This is a genomic window from Streptomyces sp. SL06 (assembly GCF_058244745.1).
Genome location: NZ_JBSYOT010000002.1, coordinates 717,865 through 737,869, shown reverse-complemented (window position 1 = coordinate 737,869; position 20,005 = coordinate 717,865). Strand labels below are relative to the sequence as shown.

The window sequence follows — 20,005 nt, the reverse complement described above, 5'->3', positions numbered from 1 at the left end:
TGATCCACCACAGGAAGGTTCCCCGTCATGCCCGATGACAAGAAGCTCGTCGACTACCTCAAGTGGGTCACGGCCGATCTCCACAAGACCCGTCGCCGCCTGGAGGAGGCCGAGTCCCGCCGCACCGAACCCGTCGCCGTCGTCGGCATGGCCTGCCGGCTGCCCGGCGGGGTCGACACCCCGGAGGACTACTGGCGGCTGCTCGAAGAGGGCCGCGACGGCATCGCGCCCTTCCCCGCCGACCGGGGCTGGGACCTCGACGCCCTGGGCGGCGAGGGCGCCGGCAGCAGCGCCGCGGCCGAGGGCGGGTTCGTCGACGCCGCCGCCTTCGACGCCGGGTTCTTCGGCATCTCGCCCCGCGAGGCCGTCGCCATGGACCCCCAGCAACGCCTGCTCCTGGAAACCACCTGGGAGGCCGTCGAACGCGCCGGTATCGACCCCGTGTCACTGCGCGGCAGCCGCACCGGCGTCTTCGTCGGCACCGCGGGCGTCGACTACGTCGGCGTCGTCATGAACTCCCGCGAGGACGCCGAGGGCCACGCCACCACCGGCCTCACCGCCAGCGTCGTCTCCGGCCGCCTCAGCTACGCCTTCGACCTCGCGGGACCGGCCGTCACCGTCGACACCGCCTGCTCCTCCTCCCTCGTCGCCATCCACCTCGCCGCCCAGGCACTGCGCAACGGCGAGTGCGGTCTCGCCCTCGCCGGCGGCGTCACCGTGATGTCCACCCCCATGGGCTTCTCCGGCTTCACTCGGCAGGGCGGCATCTCCACCAGCGGTCGCTGCAAGGCCTTCGCGGACTCCGCCGACGGCACCGGCTGGTCCGAGGGCGCCGGCGCCCTCGTCCTGGAGCGGCTCTCCGACGCCCGCCGCAACGGCCACGAGATCCTCGCCGTGATCCGCGGCTCGGCCGTCAACCAGGACGGCGCGAGCAACGGCCTCACCGCGCCCAACGGCCCCTCCCAGCAGCGGGTGATCCGCCAGGCCCTCGCGGGCGCGGGTCTGTCCAGCGCCGACGTGGACGCCGTCGAGGCGCACGGCACCGGCACACCCCTCGGCGACCCCATCGAGGCACAGGCCATCCTCAACACCTACGGCCAGGACCGCCCCGAGGACCGCCCCCTGCTGCTCGGCTCCGTGAAGTCCAACATCGGCCACTCCCAGGCCGCCGCGGGCGTCGCGGGCGTCATCAAGACCGTACTCGCCCTGCGCCACGGCATCCTGCCCAAGTCCCTCCACATCGACCAGCCGTCCACGCACGTCGACTGGGACTCCGGCAACGTCCGCCTCCTCACCGAGAACACCCCCTGGCCCGAGACCGGCCGCCCCCGCCGCGCCGGCGTCTCCTCCTTCGGGATCAGCGGCACCAACGCCCACATCGTCGTCGAACAGGCCCCCGAGGCCGAGGAGTCCGAGACCTCGGCCGAGCAGGTGCCCGAGCCGAGGGTCACCCCGTCCGTGGTGCCGTGGCCGGTCTCCGCGAAGTCTCCGGAGGCGCTGGACGCGCAGCTCGCCCGTGTCGCCTCCGTGGATGCCTCGGCGCTGGATGTGGGTTTCTCGTTGGTGTCGGGTCGTGCGGTGTTCGAGCATCGTGCGGTGTTGCTGGCCGGTGGTGGGGGCGGGCCGGTGGAGGTGGCCCGGGGGCGTGCGGGGGAGCGCTCGACCGCGGTGCTGTTCTCGGGTCAGGGTTCGCAGCGGGTGGGGATGGGCCGTGAACTGTACGGTCGTTTCCCGGTGTTCGCGGAGGCCTTGGACGCCGTCCTTGCGCGTTTTGAGCCGGTCCTGCGTGAGGTGTTGTTCGAGGACGGGGAGTCGGGGCGTCTGGATGCCACCGGGTTTACGCAGCCTGCGCTGTTCGCGGTGGAGGTGGCTCTTTATCGTCTTGTCGAGTCGTGGGGTGTGACGGCGGAGTTCGTGGCGGGTCACTCCATCGGTGAGGTTGTTGCCGCGCATGTGGCGGGGGTGTTCTCGCTGGAGGATGCGTGTGCGCTGGTGGCTGCTCGTGCCCGGTTGATGCAGGAGCTTCCTGCTGGTGGTGCGATGGTGGCGGTGCAGGCGACGGAGGCTGAGGTTGCCGGGCGTCTGACGGAGGGGTTGTCGCTGGCCGCCGTGAACGGGCCGGAGTCGGTGGTGGTCGCCGGTGGGGAGAGTGAAGTCGACGCTCTCGCCACCGAGTTCGTGGCTGAGGGGCGTAAGGCCCGGCGTCTTTCCGTCAGTCATGCCTTCCATTCGGCGTTGATGGAGCCGATGCTGGATGAGTTCCGGCGGGTTGCCGAGGGGCTGGCCTACGCCGAGCCGCGTGTCCCAGTGGTCTCGAACGTGACCGGATCGGTGGCGGAGCCGGGCCTGTTGACGGACCCGGGGTACTGGGTGCGGCATGTGCGGGAGACCGTGCGTTTCGCCGATGGAGTGGCTGCCCTGGCCGCCGCGGGTGCGAACGCGTTCCTGGAGGTCGGGCCCGGCGGTGTGTTGGCCGCCCTCGCCCAGGAAGTCCTGGATCCGGCCGAGGCGGTGGTCGTTCCGGCGTTGCGCAGGGGCCGGGACGAGGAGACGGCCCTGCTGACCGGGCTCGCCCAACTCCATGTCGCCGGTGTCGGTGTCGACTGGGCCGCCGGATTCGAAGGCACCGGCGCACACCGCGTCGAACTGCCCACCTACGCCTGGCAGCACCGCCGTTACTGGCCCCGGCCGCTCGCCCACGCCGCCGACATCCCGGGCGCAGGACTCGTCCCGGCCGAGCATCCGCTGCTCGGTGCCGCCGTCTTCCTCGCCGGTGGGGAGAACGTGCTCCTCACCGGGCGGGTCGGACCGCGCACCCATCCGTGGCTCGCCGACCATGTCATGGGCGGCATGCTCCTCTTCCCCGCCACCGCCTTCCTGGAACTGGCGGTCCGGGCCGGTGACCAGGTCGGCTGCGGACAGGTGCAGGAACTCCTCCTGACCACACCCCTCGCCCTCGACCCGAGAGGCGCCGTCGACCTCCAGGTCGCCGTCGGCGGCCCCGACCCCTCCGGCGGCCGGGAACTCACCATCCACTCACGGCCCGCCGACGCCGCAGAGGACGAGCCCTGGACCCAGCACGCGACCGGTGTCCTCACCCCCGGCGAGCAGCACGTCCCGTTCGCCGAACAGACCTGGCCGCCCGCCGACGCGCGGCCCGTCGACCTCACCGGCTTCTACGACCCCACCGAGTACGGTCCCGTCTTCCAGGGCCTGCGCACCGTGTGGACCCGCGGCGACCACGTCTTCGCCGAACTGGAGCTGCCCGCCCGCGCCGACGACGCCGCCCTCTTCGGGCTGCACCCCGCACTCCTGACGGCAGCCCTCCAGGCCCTTGAGTACGTCGACCTCAAGGACGCCGACCAGGGGTTGCTGCCGTTCTCCTGGGCCAGGGTCACCCTGCACGCCTCCGGCGCGGCCCGGCTGCGGGTCCGTGTCACCAAGGAGGGTGAGGACACCGTCTCCCTGGCCGCCGTCGACACCGCCGGGCGCCCCGTGCTGTCCGTCGGCTCCCTCGCCCTGCGGCCCTCTTCCGCGGCCCGGCTCCTCGGCCCCGGTACCGCCGACCGGGCCTCCCTGCTCCGGCTCGACTGGGTGCCCGCCGACACCATCGACGCGGGCCCCGCCACGCCCGCCGTCGCGGGGCCCCTGGTCTCCCTCGGCACCGACCCGTTCGGTACCGGCACCGCGATCACCTCGCTCGACGAGGTCACCGAGCCCGGCACCGCGGTCGTCGTCCCCGTGACCGGCGGCGACGGGTCTGCCGGCGCCCTCCACGAGGCCACCCGCGCCGCCCTCGCCCTGCTGCACGAATGGTTCGACACGCCCCGGCCCGCCGACACCCGCCTCGTCCTCGTCACGCGGGGCGCGGTCGCCGCCCGCTCCGGCGACACCGTGTCCGACCTCGCCGGCGCCGCCGTCCGGGGACTGGCCCGCACCGCACAGGCCGAGCACCCCGGCGCCGTCACCCTCGTCGACCTCGAACCCGGCACCCCACTGCCCCTGTCCGAGATCCTCGCCGCCGACGAGCCGCAGCTCGCCGTGCGGGACGGCCGGCTCCTCGTCGGCCGGCTCGCCCAACTGCCCCCGCTCCCCGCCGAGCAGGACGGCCCCGCCCGCCCGGACGCCTTCGGCGGCGCCCGCGGCGGCACGGTCCTCGTCACCGGTGGCACCGGCACCCTCGGCGCCCGCACCGCCCGCCACCTGGTCACCCGGCACGGCGTCGAGCGGCTGCTCCTGGTCGGCCGCCGCGGCCCCGACGCGCCCGGAGCCGCCGGACTGAAGGCCGAACTCGAAGGGCTCGGCGCCCAGGTCACCGTCGCCGCCTGCGACGTTGCCGACCGCGAGGCCCTGGCCCGGCTGCTCGCGGACATCCCAGCCGAGCACCCGCTCACCGGCGTCGTGCACGCCGCCGGAACCCTCGACGACACCGTCCTCGCCTCCCTCACCCCGCAACGGCTCGCCGCCGTCCTGCGGCCCAAGGCGGACGGCGCCCTCCACCTGCACGAGCTGACCCGCGACCTCGACCTCGACGCGTTCGTCCTCTACTCCTCCATCTCCGGCGTCACCGCCCGCGCCGGCCAGGCCAACTACGTCGCCGCCAACCTCGTCCTCGACACCCTCGCCCAGCACCGCGCCGCCCAGGGCCTGCCCGCCCTGTCCGTCGCCTGGGGCGCGTGGGACCTCGACGAGGGCATGGCAGGCGACCTCCTCACCGACGCCGGACGGCAACGCATCCGCACCGGTGGCATCGACACCCTCGCGGGCGACCGTGCCCTGGACCTCCTGGACACCGCCCTCGCCCTCGGCGAACCCCTGGTCGTCGCCACCACCCTGACCGCGCCCCCGCCCAGCCGCACCGGCGATGTGCCGCACCTCATGCGCGGCCTGGTCCGCGGACCGCGCCGCACCGCCGCAGCGGCCGGCACCGCCCCGGCCGCCGTCCTGGACCGGGCGAACTTCCGCGAGACCTTCGCCGCCCTCGGCGCCGCCGAGCAGGAGAAGGCCCTGCTTGACCTGGTCGTCGCCTGCTCCGGTGAACTCCTCGGCCACGCCGACCCCTCCGAGGTCGACCCCGAACGCGACTTCCTCGAACTCGGCTTCGACTCGCTGATCGGCATCGAACTGCGCCGCAGGCTCAGCGAGGTCACCGGCCTCCAGCTCCCCGCCAGCATCGTCTACGACAGCGGCTCCCCGGTCGGCCTCACCGCCTGGCTACGCACCGAACTCGGCGCCCAGGGCGCCGCCGCGCAGACCGGACCCGCGGGCCCCGCCGAGAACGACTCCATGGAACGCCTCTTCCTCGACGGCCTCTCCCAGGGCAAGCTCCGCGAGGCACAGCGCATGCTCGCCACCGTCGCCGCACTGCGCCCCTCCTTCGAGGTGACCGCCGAACTGGAGGACCTGCCCTGGCCGGTGACGCTCGCCGAAGGCCCCGCGCCCTCCCGGCTGATCTGCGTCAGCGCCCCCACCGCCAACGGCGGAGTCCACCAGTACGCCACCCTCTCCGGGCACTTCCGCGGCCGACGCGACGTCACCGCCCTGCCGCTGATCGGCTTCAACACCGGTGAGGCCCTGCCCGCCCACCCCGACGCCGCGGCCCGGATCATCGCCGACTGCACCCTCCAGGCCGCCGACGGCAAGCCCTTCGTACTCGTCGGGCACTCCTCCGGCGGCTCCCTCGCCTACGCGGCGGCCGGCGTCCTGGAGCACACCTGGGGCATCAGGCCCGAGGCCGTCGTCCTCCTGGACACCCTCAGCATCCAGCACAACAGCGACGAAGGCGTCGACTACAACGGCATGATGCGGTTCAACTTCACTGCCGTCGACGACTCCCCGGTCCGCCTCACCAACTCCCGCCTGTCCGCCATGGGCCGCTGGATGGTGCTGCTCAACGCGCTCGACGTACAGCACACCACCGCCCCCGTCCTGGAGATCAAGTGCACGCGGGCCCTCATGGAGGGCATGCCCGCCCCCGACCCCGAGCGGCTGCCGATCCCGGTCGTGCCCAACGCGGCCGTACGGCCCCTGGACTCCGACCATCTGTCCCTCATCCGCGAGGACTCCGGGCCCGCGGCCGACCTGATGGAGGACTGGCTCACCACCCTGGAGGGCGCCACCGCCGCGCCCCGGCGGTAGCCCGCACCGGCGGGCGGCCCCCCTCTCGCGGGCGGGGCTCCCCGCCGGCCCGAGCCCCGGTCCCGTGGCCGCCCCACGGGACCGGGGCTCTCGCACCGCCGGGCCGCACACCGGGCGACACGGGTCCTGTGCCCCTCGACGCAATACCTGTCGGAAACACCTCCCGCGAGGTGTCCGCGAAAACCCGGCGACGGCGACCGCACGGATATCGGAAACGGTCGAGGGAATTCCCCAGTAATCTGCCCGCCGACCCCTCACCGACAGGCCCCCACCTCCCACGACCGCCCCATGCTCTAGGGAAACCTGCAGTCCAAGACGGCCCACACTGGCTTCCGGACCGGCACCCGCCATACGGCACCGGTCCCCTTTCCCGTGCCGGGCGCTTACTCCCGCCGGGACAGCGAACAGGGTCGGGGCGTGGAATTCGGAATTCGCCGCTCACGGCGATTTCCGGAGTCTGAGTGAGAGGTGGGCACCTGATGTCGAACGAGGACAAGCTCCGCGCGTACCTCAAGCGGGCCGTCACCGACCTCCAGGAGGCACGGCAGCAGCTCAGCGAGGCGGAGAACCGCGACCACGAGCCGATCGCGGTCGTCTCCATGGCCTGCCGCTACCCCGGCGGCGTGCGTACCCCGGACGACCTGTGGGAGCTGGCCCGCGACGGCGTGGACGCCATCTCCGCGTTCCCCGCCAACCGCGGCTGGGACCTCGACCACCTCTTCCACCCCGACCCCGACCGCCACGGCACCACGTACACCCGCGAGGGCGGATTCCTGCACGAGGCGGGCGAGTTCGACCCCGCGTTCTTCGGGATCTCCCCGCGCGAGGCCCTGGCCATGGACCCGCAGCAGCGCCTGCTCCTGGAAACCTCCTGGGAGGCCCTGGAACGCGCCGGCATCGTCCCCGACACCCTCACCGGCAGCGCCACCGGCGTCTTCGTCGGCACCGGCCACGGCGACTACGACGGCGCCTCCCGGGGCCGCCAGGAAGAGGTCGCAGGGCACCTGCTCACCGGCAACACCGTCGCCGTCGCCTCCGGCCGCCTCTCCTACACGTACGGCTTCGAGGGCCCCGCCGTCACCGTCGACACCGCCTGCTCGTCGTCCCTGGTCGCGCTGCACCTGGCCGTACGGTCGCTGCGGCAGGGCGAGTGCTCCCTCGCCCTGGCCGGCGGCGCCACCGTCATGTCGACGCCGAAGATGTTCACCGAGTTCTCCCGGCAGCGGGGGCTCGCCGCCGACGGCCGCTGCAAGGCCTTCGCCGAGGGCGCCGACGGCACCGGGTGGGCCGAGGGCGTCGGCCTGATCCTGCTGGAGCGGCTGTCCGACGCCCGCCGCAGCGGCCACCAGGTCCTCGCCGTGATCCGCGGTTCCGCCATCAACCAGGACGGCGCCTCCAACGGCCTCACCGCGCCCAACGGCCCCTCTCAGCAACGTCTGATCCGCCAGGCCCTCATCGACTCCGGCCTCACCTCCACCGAGGTCGACGCCGTAGAGGCGCACGGCACCGGAACCACGCTCGGCGACCCCATCGAGGCGCAGGCCCTCCTCAACACCTACGGCAAGGACCGCGGCGACGCCCACCCGCTGCTGCTCGGCTCCCTGAAGTCGAACACCGGCCACACCCAGGCCGCCTCCGGTGTCGCCGGCGTCATCAAGATGGTGCAGGCCATGCGCCACGGCGTCCTGCCCAAGAGCCTCCACATCGATGCGCCCACCCCGCACGCCGACTGGTCGGACGGCGGAGTCGAACTCCTCACCGAGAACACCCCCTGGCCGGAGACCGGGCGTCCGCGCCGCGCCGCCGTCTCCTCCTTCGGCGTGAGCGGCACCAACGCCCACCTGGTCCTGGAACAGGCCCCGATGGAGGAGCCGTCGGAGGTGTCGGACGAGGGTTCGGTCGTCGATGCGGGGTGGTTGCCGTGGGTGGTGTCGGGGAAGTCGCGGGTGGCGGTGGGGGAGCAGGCGGGGCGTCTGGCCGCGTCGGTGCGGTCCTCCGGTGCGGGTGCGCTGGATGTGGCGCACTCTCTGGCTGTGTCGCGGGTGGCGATGGACGAGCGTGCCGTCGTCGTCGGCCGCGACACCGGTGAACTGCTGGCCGGGCTGGACGCGTTGGCCGCGGGGCGGCCCCACCCGCACGTCGTCCAGGGTGTCGCCGGTGACGGCGTGAGCGGTCCGGTGTTCGTGTTTCCGGGTCAGGGGTCGCAGTGGGTGGGTATGGCGGTGGAGTTGTTGGCGGAGTCGGGGGTGTTCGCGTCGCGGATGGCTGAGTGTGCGGCGGTGTTGGAGCCGTTTACGGACTGGTCTTTGCTGGATGTGGTGGGGGGTGTGGAGGGTGCTGCTTCGTTGGAGCGGGTGGATGTGGTGCAGCCGGTGTTGTGGGCGGTGATGGTGTCGTTGGCGGAGGTGTGGCGTTCGCGGGGTGTGGTGCCGGCTGCGGTGGTGGGTCATTCGCAGGGGGAGATTGCTGCGGCGGTGGTTGCGGGGGGTTTGTCGTTGGAGGATGGGGCGCGGGTGGTGGCGTTGCGGTCGCGGGCGTTGCGTGGGTTGTCGGGGCTGGGTGGGATGGTGTCTGTTTCGTGTGGTGTGGGTGAGGTACGGGGTTTGTTGGATGGTTTTGGGGGCCGGGTGGGGGTGGCGGCGGTGAATGGGCCGTCGTCGGTGGTGGTGTCGGGTGATGTGGATGCGTTGGACGAGTTGTTGGTGCGGTGTGAGGGGTTGGGGGTGCGGGCGCGTCGGGTGGCGGTGGATTATGCGTCGCATTCGGTGCATGTGGAGCGGATTGAGGAGGAGTTGGGTGGGTTGTTGGGGTCGGTGGTGGGCCGGCCGGCGCAGGTGCCGTTCTATTCGACGGTGACGGGTGGGGTGTTGGACACGGCGGAGCTGGACGGGGGGTATTGGTATCGGAATCTGCGGTCGACGGTGGAGTTCGAGGCGGGTACGCGTGCTCTGCTGGATGACGGGTTCCGGGTGTTTGTGGAGGTGAGTGCGCATCCGGTGGTGGCGACGGGGGTGCGGGAGACCATTGAGGATGCGGGGGTGCGGGCCGGTGTGGTGGGCACGCTGCGGCGTGACGAGGGTGGTGTGGAGCGTTTCACGCTGTCGCTGGGTGAGGTGTGGGCGCTGGGCGGCGCGGTGGACTGGACGGCGTACTACGACGGGACCCGCCCCACCCGCGTCGACCTCCCCACCTACCCCTTCCGCCGTGACCAGTACTGGCTGACACCCGCCGAGTCGGCCGCCGCCGCGGTCACCGGCGACGCCGCCGACGGCGACTTCTGGTCGGCCGTCGAGAGCGGCGACATCACCCGGCTCTCCTCCGTCCTGGAGGTCACAGGCGACGACATCGACGCCTTCGGCACCCTGCTGCCCGCCCTCGCCTCCTGGCGCCGCCGCCGCACCCTGCGCGCCACCCTCGACACCTGGCGTTACCGCGTCACCTGGACCCCCCTCACCGGAGCCGACGGCGCCACCCCGGACGGACGCTGGCCCGTCCTCGTCCCGGCCGGACACACCGACGACCCATGGGTCGAGGCCGTCCTCGGCGCACTCACCGCCCGCGGCCTGCGCGTCGAACGCCACGACCTCAACGGCGACGAGGACACCGCAGCACTCACGGCACTCCTCACCGGCACGGACGGGATCGCCGCGGGGGGCATTGACGAGGGCGGTACTGGTGCGGGCGGCTCCGCCATGGCCGGTACTGGCACCGGCGGCTCCGCCGCGGCCGGCACCGGCACGGGCAGCTCCGCCCCGGCCGGCTCCGCCGCGGTCGGTACCGCCGACGGCACCGGCACGGCCGGCTCCGCCTCCGGCGGCACCGGCGCGCCGCAGGACATCGTCGGCGTCCTGTCGCTGCTCGCCCTCGACGAGACCCCCCACCCGGACCACCCGGCCGTACCGCGCGCGATCACCGCGGCCAAGAACCTCGTCCACGCCCTGACCGGGACCGGCGCCCGCGTCTGGGCGCTGACCCGCGGCGCCGTCACCGTCGACTGCCGTGACCGGCTCACCGCGCCCCTCCAGTCCGAGACCTGGGGCTTCGGCCGCGCCGTCGCCCTCGAACTGCCCGACGCCTGGGGCGGACTCGTCGACCTGCCGGCCGAACCCGACGGCCGCGCCCTCGCCCGGCTCGCCGGCTTCCTCGACGGCACCGAGGACCAGCTCGCCGTACGGTCCTCGGGAGCGTACGCCCGCCGACTGGCCCGCCTGCCGCTCCCCGAGCCCGCCCCCGCCGAGGACCCGGCCGACCGCACCGGAACGGCCGGGGCCCGCCCCGCCGTCGACGACGACGGGCTCGGCGGCTGGGGCGACCACGACACCGTCCTGATCACCGGCGGCACCGGCGCCCTCGGCGCCCAGGTCGCTCGCTCGCTCGCCGCCTCCGGCGCCCGCCACCTGGTCCTCACCGGCCGGCGCGGAACGCACACCCCGGGCGTCGCCGAACTCACCGCCGAACTCCGTGACTCGGGCGCCGAGGTCACCGTCGTCGACTGCGACGTGGCCGACCGCGACCGGCTCGCCCACCTCCTGGACACCCTCCCCGCCGACCTCCCCCTCACCGGCGTGGTGCACGCCGCGGGCGTCCTCGACGACGGCGTCCTGGACGCCCTCACCCCGGACCGCTTCGAGGCCGTCCTGCGCCCGAAGACCCTCGGCACCGCCCACCTCGACGAACTGACGCGCCCTCACGCGCCGCGCATGTTCGTGCTGTTCTCCTCGATCGTCGGCGTCCTCGGCAACGCCGGACAGGCCAACTACGCCGCCGCCAACGCCTACCTGGACGCCGTCGCCGAGCGGCGCCGTGCCGAGGGCCTGCCCGTCACCTGCGTCGCCTGGGGACCGTGGGCCGACGCGGGCATGGCCACCGCCGACGTGCTCACCGACCGGATGAGCCACGACGGACTCACCCCCATGGACCCGGCCACCGCCGTCACCGCGCTGCGCGCCGCCGTCGCCGAAGGCGTCGCGCACGCCGCCGTCCTCGACGTGGACTGGCAGGCCTACGCCCCCGTACTGACCGCCGCCCGGCCCAGCCCCTTCCTCGGCGACCTGCCCGAGGTGCGCCGCGCCCTGGAGACGGCCGCCGCCGCGGCACCCGACACCCATGCCCTGCGCGACCGGCTGCGCTCCCTCACCCCGGCCGAGCAGGACCGCGTACTCAGCGACCTGGTCCGCGCCGAGGTCGCCACCGCCCTGCGGCACTCCTCGCCCGACGCCGTCAACGTCAACCGCGCCTTCAAGGACCTCGGCTTCGACTCGCTGACCGCCGTCGAGGTGCGCAACCGGATCGCCGCCGCCACCGACGTCAGCCTGCCCAGCACCCTCCTGTTCGACCACCCCAACACCGCCGCCGTCGCCGCCCGTCTGCGCACCGAACTGCTCGGCGAGGACAGGACCGCCGCCGCTCCCGTCGTGGTAGCCGCCGGTGTCACCGACGAACCGATCGCCGTCGTCGCCATGGCCTGCCGCTTCCCCGGCGGCGTCACCACCCCCGAGGCACTGTGGGACCTGATGGCGGCAGAGGTCGACGCCGTCTCCACCGCGCCCGAGGACCGCGGCTGGGACCTCGACTCGATGTACGACCCCGACCCCGAGCGGCACGGCACCACGTACAGCCGGGAAGGCGGCTTCATCCAGGACGCCGCCGGCTTCGACCCCGCGTTCTTCGGGATCTCCCCGCGCGAGGCCCTGGCCATGGACCCGCAGCAGCGCCTGCTCCTGGAAACCTCCTGGGAGACCTTCGAACGCGCCGGCATCGACCCCGAGACCCTGCGCAACACCGCCACCGGCGTCTACGTCGGCAGCATCACCACCGACTACCAGATCCGCCTGGGCGGCGCCGCCGCACAGGAGCAGCTCGCCGGCCACCTGATGACCGGCAACGCCTCCAGCATCGCCTCCGGCCGCCTCTCCTACACGTACGGCTTCGAGGGCCCCGCCGTCACCATGGACACCGGCTGCTCCTCGTCCATGGTCGCCCTGCACCTGGCGCTCCAGTCGCTGCGCACCGGCGAGAGCACCATGGCCCTCGCGGGCGGTGTCACCGTCATGTCCACCCCCGAGCCCTACGTCGAGTTCTCCCGGCAGCGGGGACTCGCCCCCGACGGCCGCTGCAAGGCCTTCGCCGACGGCGCCGACGGCATGGGCTTCGCCGAGGGCGTCGGCCTGGTGCTGCTGGAGCGGCTCTCCGACGCCCGCCGCAACGGCCACCCCGTCCTCGCCGTCGTCCGTGGCTCGGCGCTCAACCAGGACGGCGCCTCCAACGGCCTCACCGCGCCCAACGGCCCCTCCCAGCAACGCGTCATCCGCCAGGCCCTCGCCAACGCGGGCCTCACCCCCGCCGAGGTCGACGCCGTCGAGGCGCACGGCACCGGAACCCCGCTCGGCGACCCCATCGAGGCGCAGGCCCTCCTCGCCACCTACGGCCAGGACCGCCCCGCCGACCGGCCACTGCTCCTCGGCTCCCTGAAGTCCAACATCGGCCACACCCAGGCCGCCGCGGGCGTCGCCGGGATGATGAAGATGATCCTGGCGATGCGCCACGGCGTCCTCCCCCGCAGCCTGCACATCACGCGGCCGACCTCCGTCGTCGACTGGTCCAGCGGCGCCGTCCGCCTGGTCACCGAGGCCATGCCCTGGCCGGAGACCGGCCGGCCCCGTCGCGCCGGCGTCTCCTCCTTCGGCATCAGCGGCACCAACGGCCACCTCGTCCTCGAAGAGGCCCCGGTGGAGGAGCCCACGGAGGCGGACGAGCCGTCGGAGGTGTCGGACGAGGGTTCGGTCGTCGACGCGGGGTGGTTGCCGTGGGTGGTGTCGGGGAAGTCGCGGGTGGCGGTGGGGGAGCAGGCGGCGCGTCTGGCCGCGTTCGTCCGGTCCTCCGGTGCGGGTGCGCTGGATGTGGCGCACTCTCTGGCTGTGTCGCGGGTGGCGATGGACGAGCGTGCCGTCGTCGTCGGCCGCGACCCCGAGGACTTCCTCGCCGGACTCGACGCGCTCGCCGCCGGTGAGGCCTCCGCCCGACTGATCGAGGGCACCGCGGCCGAGTGCTCCGGCGAAGTCGTCTTCGTCTTCCCGGGTCAGGGGTCGCAGTGGGTGGGTATGGCGGTGGAGTTGTTGGCGGAGTCGGGGGTGTTCGCGTCGCGGATGGCTGAGTGTGCGGCGGTGTTGGAGCCGTTTACGGACTGGTCTTTGCTGGATGTGGTGGGGGGTGTGGAGGGTGCTGCTTCGTTGGAGCGGGTGGATGTGGTGCAGCCGGTGTTGTGGGCGGTGATGGTGTCGTTGGCGGAGGTGTGGCGTTCGCGGGGTGTGGTGCCGGCTGCGGTGGTGGGTCATTCGCAGGGGGAGATTGCTGCGGCGGTGGTTGCGGGGGGTTTGTCGTTGGAGGACGGGGCGCGGGTGGTGGCGTTGAGGTCGCGGGCGTTGCGTGGGTTGTCGGGGCTGGGTGGGATGGTGTCTGTTTCGTGTGGTGTGGGTGAGGTGCGGGGTTTGTTGGATGGTTTTGGGGGCCGGGTGGGGGTGGCGGCGGTGAATGGGCCGTCGTCGGTGGTGGTGTCGGGTGATGTGGGTGCGTTGGACGAGTTGTTGGTGCGGTGTGAGGGGTTGGGGGTGCGGGCGCGTCGGGTGGCGGTGGATTATGCGTCGCATTCGGTGCATGTGGAGCGGATTGAGGAGGAGTTGGGTGGGTTGTTGGGGTCGGTGGTGGGCCGGCCGGCGCAGGTGCCGTTCTATTCGACGGTGACGGGTGGGGTGTTGGACACGGCGGAGCTGGACGGGGGGTATTGGTATCGGAATCTGCGGTCGACGGTGGAGTTCGAGGCGGGTACGCGTGCTCTGCTGGATGACGGGTTCCGGGTGTTTGTGGAGGTGAGTGCGCATCCGGTGGTGGCGACGGGGGTGCGGGAGACCATTGAGGATGCGGGGGTGCGGGCCGGTGTGGTGGGCACGCTGCGGCGTGACGAGGGTGGTGTGGAGCGTTTCACGCTGTCGCTGGGTGAGGTGTGGGCGCTGGGCGGCGCGGTGGACTGGGCGGCGTACTACGAGGGCACCCGCCCCACCCGCGTCGACCTCCCCACCTACCCCTTCCAACGGCAGCGCTACTGGCCGCGGTTCGCCGACCTCGGCGGCGACGTCACCTCCGCCGGACTCGACTCGCCCGAGCACCCGCTGCTCGGCGCCTCCGTCGAACTCGCCACCGGCGACGGCCTCGTGGCCACCGCACGCTGGTCCCTGCGCACCCACCCCTGGCTCGCCGACCACGCCGTCTCCGGCACCGTCATCGTGCCCGGCACCGCGCTCGTCGAGTCCGTCATCCGCGCCGGTGACGCCCTCGGCTGCGGCCAGATCGACGAACTCACCCTCCAGGCGCCCGTCGTCCTCCAGGAACGCGGCGAAGTACAGGTACAGATCGCACTCGGCGAACCCGACCCGACCGGACGCCGCCCCGTCACCGTCCACACCCGGGCCACCGGCCCCGACGGCGCCACCGAGGACGGCTGGACACCACGCGCCCAGGGCACCCTCACCGAGCCCGGCGCCCCCTCGGTGGACGGGCCCGAGGACTTCGTGATCTGGCCGCCGCGCGGCGCCACCCCCGTCGCCGCCGAGGGCTTCTACGACCTACTCGCCGGCCGCGGCTACGAGTTCGGGCCCGTCTTCCAGGGCGTACGCGCCGTCTGGAGCCGCGGCGAGGACATGTTCGCCGAGGTCCGCCTGCCCGAACAGGTCCGCGGCGACGCCGGCCGCTTCGGCATCCACCCGGCGCTCCTCGACGCCGCCCTGCACGCCGCCAACCTGGTGCCCGGCAGCGACGCCCGTACCGTCGTGCCCTTCGCCTGGACCGGGGTCCGCCTGCACGCCACCGGCGCCACCGCGCTGCGCGTCCGGGTCACCCGGACCGGACAGGACACCGTCACCGTCCACATGACCGACCCGACCGGTGCGCCCGTCGCCGTCATCGAGGCGCTCACCGTGCGCGAGGTCGCCGCCGAGACCCTCGACCCGTCCGCGCGGGCCGCCCGCGACTGGCTGTTCCACCTCGACTGGACCACCGTCACCCCGCCCGCCGCCGTACCGCCCGCGACCGGCTGGGCCGTCCTGGGCGCCCCGGCCGCCGCGTCCGGCGACACCGTCACCCTCGACGGCACCGCCCTGCCGGTCCTCCCCGACCTGGCCGCGCTGGGCGAGCACATCGACGCCACCGGACGGACACCCGCGGCCACGCTGCTGTTCGCCGGAGCGGCCGCGGCCCCCGGCACCCCGCCCGACCTCACCACCGAGGCCGACGCAGCCCCAAGCACGGGCACAGACCCGGCCCCCGCCACGACCCCCGACGTGCCCGACGCGGTGCTGGACGCCACCCTCGCCACCGTGCAGGCCTGGCTCGCCGACGACCGCACCGGCACGGCTCCGCTCGTCGTCGTCACCCGCGGCGCCGCCGCCACCGGACCCGGCGACCCCGTCACCGACCTCACCGGCGCCGCCGTCCGGGGCCTGGTCGGGTCCGCCCAGTCCCAGCACCCCGGCCGTCTCGTCCTCGTCGACCTCGACGTCCACGACGACTCCTGGCAGGCCCTGCCCGCCGCGCTCGCCACCGGCGAACCGCAGACCGCGATCCGCCAGGGCACCCTGCACGCCCCGCGGCTGGCCCGCACCCGCCCCGCCGACCGCCTCAACGCTCCCGAGGACACCGACGCCTGGCGGCTGGACATCCCCGAGAAGGGCTCCGTCGACCGGCTCGACCTCGTGCCCGCCCCCGAGGCCACCGGCGAACTCCCCGCCGGACACCTGCGGATCGAGGTCCGCGCCGCCGGACTCAACTTCCGCGATGTCCTCAACACCCTCGGCATGTACCCCGGCCCCGCCGTCCTGCTCGGCGCCGAGGCCGCGGGCGTCGTCACCGCCGTCGCCGCGGATGTCACCGGATTCGCCCCCGGCGACCGTGTCATGGGCCTGGTCTCCGGCGGCTTCGCCACCCACGCCGTCGCCGACGCCCGTATGGTCGCCCCCGTGCCCGAGGGCTGGACCTGGACCCAGGCCGCCTCCGTGCCCGTCGCCTTCCTCACCGCCTACTACGGGCTGCGCGACCTCGCCCACCTCGGAGAGGGCGAATCGGTCCTGGTGCACGCCGCCGCCGGCGGAGTCGGCATGGCCGCCGTCCAACTCGCCCGGCACTGGGGCGCCGAGGTCTACGGCACCGCCGGCGACCACAAGCGCACCCTGCTGCGCGCCGACGGCTTCGACGGCGACCACCTCGCCTCCTCCCGCACCACCGGTTTCGAGGACACCTTCCGCGCCACCAGCGGCGGACGCGGCGTGGACGTCGTCCTCAACTCCCTCGCCGGCGACTTCGTCGACGCCTCCCTGCGCCTGCTCGCCCCCGGCGGACGCCTCGTCGAGATGGGCAAGACAGATGTCCGCGACCCCGAGCAGGTCCGCCACGACCACCCGGGCGTCGCCCTCTACCAGGCGTACGAACTGCGCGAGGCCGGCGAGGACCGCATCCAGGAGATGTTCCGCGACCTCGGGGAACTCTTCGCCACCGGCGCCCTGCGGCCCCTGCCCACCGTCACCTGGGACATCCGCCACGCCCGCGAGGCCTTCCGCCACATGGCGCAGGCCAAGCACTACGGCAAGATCGTCCTCACCCTGCCGCGCGCCTGGGACCCGGACGGCACCGTCCTGATCACCGGCGGCGCCGGCGTCCTCGGCTCCCTGCTCGCCCGGCACCTCGTCGCCCGGCACGGCATACGCCACCTGCTGCTCACCGGCCGCCGCGGACCCGACACCCCCGGCGCCGCCGAACTCGCGGCCGAACTCAATGAGTCGGGTGCCGAGGTCACCTTCGCCGCCTGCGACGCGGCCGACGCCGAAGCGCTCGCCGCGACCCTTGCCGCCGTACCCGCCGAACACCCCCTCACCGCGGTCGTGCACGCCGCGGGCGTCACCGACGACGGCGCGCTCGAATCCCTCACCCCCGAACGGCTGCGCACCGTCCTTGCCCCCAAGGCCGACGCCGCCCGCCACCTCGACCGCCTCACCCGCGACCTCGACCTCGCCGACCTGGTGCTGTTCTCCGCGGGCGCCGGCGTCTTCGGCAACGCCGGACAGGCCAACTACGCCGCCGCCAACACCTACCTCGACGCCCTCGCCCACCGCCGCCGCGCCGAAGGCCTGCCCACCACCTCACTGTCCTGGGGCCTGTGGGCCGACACCAGCGCGCTCACCGGCACCCTCGACGACACCGGCCTCGCCCGCGTCCGCCGCTCCGGCGTGCTGCCGCTGTCCGCCGCCGACGGCATGGCCCTCTTCGACGCCGCGCTCGCCGAACAGCGCCCCCACCTCGTCCCCATCCGCATCGACACCGGGCAACTGCGCGCCACCGGCGGCGAGGTGCCGCACCTGCTGCGCGCCCTGTACCGGGGCCCGGTGCGCCGCAGCGCCGACACGGGCACCGCGAACGGCACCGACGGGCTGCGACTGCGGCTGGCCACGCTCTCCGCCGAGGAACGCCTCGCCGCCCTGCGCGACCTCGTCGTCACCCACGCGGCAGCCGTACTCGGCCATGCCGAACCCGACCGGCTGCACGGCCAACGCGCCTTCCGCGACCTCGGCTTCGACTCCCTGACCGCCGTCGAACTGCGCAACCGGCTGAGCGGCGCCACCGGACTGCGACTGCCCGCCACCCTCGTCTTCGACCACCCGACCGTCGCCGAACTCGCCGCCCTCCTCGACGCCGAACTCTTCGACGACGGCACCCCGCAGCCCGCCGCACCCGCCCCGGAACCCGCCGCGCACGGCGCCGACGAACTGTTCGCCGTCGTCGGCATGGCCTGCCGGCTGCCCGGCGGGGTCCGCTCCCCGCAGGACCTGTGGCGGCTGCTCGCCGACGGCACCGACGCCGTGGGCCCCTTCCCCGCCGACCGCGGCTGGGACCTCGACTCCCTCTACGACGCCGTACCCGAACACCAGGGCAGCTCCCGCACCCGCGAGGGCGGCTTCCTGCACGGCGTCGCCGACTTCGACGCCGACTTCTTCGGGATCTCCCCCCGCGAGGCCCTCGCCATGGACCCGCAGCAGCGCCTCCTGCTGGAGACCGCCTGGGAGACCTTCGAACGCGCCGGCATCGACCCCCGCTCCGTGCGCGGCAGCCGCACCGGCGTCTTCGCCGGACTCTCCTCCAGCGACTACCTCAAGCGGGTCGCCCACGTCCCCGAGGAGATCGTCGGCTACGTCAACAACGGCAACGCCAACAGCGTCCTGTCCGGCCGCGTCGCCTACACCCTCGGACTCGAAGGCCCCGCGGTCACCGTCGACACCGCCTGCTCCTCCTCCCTGGTCGCCCTGCACATGGCGCTCCAGGCGCTGCGCCGCGGCGAGTGCACCATGGCCCTGGCGGGCGGCGTCACCGTGATGTCCTCGCCCGAGATCATCGTCGACTTCTCCCGGCAGCGCGGACTGGCCGCCGACGGCCGCTGCAAGCCCTTCGCCGCCGCCGCCGACGGCACAGGATTCGCCGAGGGCGTCGGCCTGATCCTCGTCGAGCGCCTCTGCGACGCCCGCCGCTCCGGTCACCAGGTCCTCGCCGTGGTCCGCGGCTCCGCCGTCAACCAGGACGGCGCCTCCAACGGCCTCAGCGCCCCCAACGGGCCCGCACAGCAACGCGTCATCCGCGCCGCCCTCGCCGACGCGGGCCTCACCCCCGCCGAGGTCGACGCCGTGGAGGCGCACGGCACCGGTACCCGGCTCGGCGACCCCATCGAGGCACAGGCCCTCCTCGCCACCTACGGCCGCGAACGCGACGGCGGCCACCCGCTGCTCCTCGGCTCCGTGAAGTCCAACCTCGGCCACACCCAGGCCGCCGCCGGAGTCGCCGGTGTGATGAAGACGGTCCTCGCGCTGCGCCACGGCCTCCTGCCCAAGAGCCTCCACATCGACGCGCCCACCCCGCACGTCGACTGGGAGAGCGACGGAGTACGCCTGCTCACCGAGAACACCGCCTGGCCCGAACCCTCCGCCCCACGGCCCCGCCGCGCCGCCGTGTCCTCCTTCGGCATCAGCGGCACCAACGCCCACGTGATCCTGGAACAGGCCCCCGCCGACACCCTCCCCACCGAGGACGCCCCCGCCCCCGACACCCAGGCCGGCCCGCTGCCCTGGATCCTCTCCGCCCGCGGCGACGCCGCCCTGCGCGGCCAGGCCAAGGCGCTCCTCGCCCACCTCGACGCCCACCCGGACACCGCCCCCGCCGACATCGCCCACTCCCTGGTGACCAGCAGGGCCCTGCTGGAGAAGCGGGCCGTCCTCGTCGGCACGACCGCCGGCGACTTCCGCGCGGCCCTCGCCGCCCTCGCCGACGGCAGCCCCTCCGCCGCCGTCACCAGCGGCGGACGCGGCGCCGGACGCGACCGCAGGACCGTCCTCGTCTTCCCCGGCCAGGGCTCGCAGTGGGCCGGCATGGGCGCCGAACTCCTCGACACCTCCCCGGTCTTCGCCGATCGCATGGCCGCCTGCGAGGAGGCCCTCGCCCCCCACGTCGACTGGTCCCTCACCGCCGTGCTCCGCCGCCAGGAGGGCGCCCCCGACCTCGAACGCGTCAACGTCGTCCAGCCCGCCACCTGGGCCGTCATGGTCTGCCTCGCCGAGGTGTGGCGCGCCCACGGCCTGCGGCCCGCCGCCGTACTCGGCCACTCCCAGGGCGAGATCGCCGCCGCCGCCGTCAGCGGCGCCCTCTCCCTCGCCGACGCCGCCCGCGTCGTCGCCGTACGCAGCCGGGCCATCGCCCGCGAACTCTCCGGCGACGGCGGCATGGCCGCCGTCGCCGCCTCCCACGACGAGGTCTCGACCCTCCTCGACGGCCTGCCCGACGT

Annotated in this window: 1 protein-coding gene and 1 pseudogene; both read left to right on the top strand. The window is 73.9% G+C overall.

Features of this window, described 5'->3' with window-relative positions:
• The first annotated feature begins 27 nt into the window (after positions 1–27).
• A complete protein-coding gene (locus tag AC4IHM_RS03415; RefSeq protein ID WP_490865593.1) occupies positions 28–6,138 on the top strand; it encodes a type I polyketide synthase in 6,111 nt (2,036 codons plus the stop codon).
• A gap of 479 nt (positions 6,139–6,617) precedes the next feature.
• Positions 6,618–19,946 (top strand): annotated as a pseudogene (locus AC4IHM_RS03410) (SDR family NAD(P)-dependent oxidoreductase); the annotation flags it as partial.
• Positions 19,947–20,005: the final 59 nt, after the last annotated feature.

Excerpts from the sequence above, each read along its gene's own strand:
- AC4IHM_RS03415 (WP_490865593.1), top strand. The coding sequence starts at position 28 with ATGCCCGATGACAAGAAGCTCGTCGACTACCTCAAGTGGGTCACGGCC.